Consider the following 1,937-nt stretch of genomic DNA (forward strand, 5'->3'; position numbering starts at 1 on the left):
CATACCAAACTGCTGCTTTCATTGATAAAACCTCCTTGTTTTAGTTAATTTAATAGTATACCTTTTAAAAGTTACTTTGCAACAGAACCACTTTTATAATAACTTATGTTTGCGTAATAATTCTTCAATGAATGTGCCATGTATTTTTTCCATCCCTTTTTTTAGAACTGAACGTTTAAGAAAGTTCTTATTAACTAATTCAGGTAATGATTTACGATCGTTTAATTGATAATAAGCATCCATAAGTACACGTACATCAAATTCAGAAGCATACACTTCAGGTACACCTCTGTCTACTTCTAATAATTGATATACAGCTTCCATAGCCGTACGTACAGAATATTCAGTTGTGAATACTGTATCACGTTCTGTTTCAGCAAAATTACCTATAAATGCTAAGTTTTTAGAGCCATTAGGAACAACCAATGGACGATCTTTGTATGCTCTTGGCATAAAGTAAGCTGTCACGTAAGGCATATAAACAGGAATTGTATTACATTCTGTTTGTGCCAATTCAACTAACTCATCTTGTGGCACTCCCATATGATATAACCACTCTTGGCATATTTCACTACCTGTACATTCAGTGATTGGTTTTTTAATAAAATCACCTTTGACGTCAGAGTACAATGCATATATCCATATACTGGCTTGATTTTTAGGCTGCTCTTTAAATTGTTGTTGGCGGTTGACTGTAAAACTAAGTTGCCAACTAGAGTCAGCTACTGTTACAATCCCCCCTGTAACGGTACGACCAGATAACACATCACGTTTACTTAACTTTTCAATATAAGAAATAACTTTTTTATTATTAGTTGTTGTTGTTGCAGATACTAGCCAACTTTTATTTGGAATATAATCACAGAATTTTTCAGGTCTTCCAAATTCTGGACTCTGATTAGCTAGATTCTTCCATAATGTCCAACTACCTCCCAATGCTTTCGTTGGTGGAGCAGGATGGTCATTATTCCCATAAGTTGAGCTTTCAGTAATACTACCATTTGTTACAAAAACAAGGTCATCTAAAGTTAAGGGTATAGACTCTGTTTTACCATTTTTGTTTATAAGAAGTTCTCGTGCAATTTTCTTAGATGATGTTGAATCGACCAATATATTGTCAACTTGAACACCGTATTCAAAATGCACACCATATGACTTAAGATATTCTATCATTGGCAATACTAAAGATTCATATTGGTTATATTTAGTGAATTTTAAAGCACTAAAATTTGCCAAACCACCAATATGGTGAACAAAACGCATAAGATATCGTCGCATTTCCATTGCTGAATGCCAAGGTTCAAAAGCAAACATCGTCTTCCAATATAACCAAAAATTAGAGTTTAAAAAATCTTCAGTGAAAACTTCGGAAATTTTAACATCTTCTAAATCTTCTTCTTTTTTCATGCATAAACTTAAAATTTCTTTAATTGCTTTTTTAGATAACGTGAAATTGCCATCGGTCTCAATACGTTTTCCCCCACTATAAATGGCTCTACATTTTGAATAGTTAGGATCTTCCTTATTCAACCAATAAAATTCATCTAACACAGATGCTTCAGGTTGTTCTAATGATGGAATACTTCTAAATAAATCCCATAAGCATTCAAAATGATTTTCCATTTCTCTACCACCACGTACAACAAATCCATGATGCTCCATATTAATACCGTCTAAACTTCCCCCTGAGATGTTTAATTCTTCTAAAATATGGATATTTTCACCTTTCATTTGACCGTCACGAATTAAAAAACATGCTGCTGCTAGTGAAGCTAAACCTGATCCAATCAAATATGCTGATTTTTTATCAACGTTTTCTGGTTTTTTCGGACGCGCAAAAGCTTCATAATTACTATTAGTATAATACATAAGAACATCACCCTTTTAATAAGTATAATTTCTTAATATTCCAATTCTTTATACTTTTAATATACGCC

1 protein-coding gene is annotated in these 1,937 nt (G+C 32.8%); it reads right to left on the reverse strand.

Annotated elements, in window-relative coordinates; genetic code table 11:
* Positions 1 to 93 precede the first annotated feature (93 nt).
* Positions 94 to 1,869 carry an oleate hydratase gene (locus CD129_RS09635; protein WP_115336965.1) on the reverse strand — a complete coding sequence of 592 codons (1,776 nt, stop codon included), beginning with the start codon at positions 1,867 to 1,869 and terminating at the stop codon, positions 94 to 96.
* Between the last annotated feature and the right edge of the window lie 68 nt (positions 1,870 to 1,937).

The sequence above is a fragment of the Mammaliicoccus fleurettii genome (genome assembly GCF_003970575.1).
Classification (GTDB): Bacteria; Bacillota; Bacilli; order Staphylococcales; family Staphylococcaceae; genus Mammaliicoccus; species Mammaliicoccus fleurettii.

Bases quoted from the DNA above. Each gene is read 5' to 3' on its own strand.
- CD129_RS09635 (WP_115336965.1), bottom strand. From the start codon at position 1,869: ATGTATTATACTAATAGTAATTATGAAGCTTTTGCGCGTCCGAAAAAA.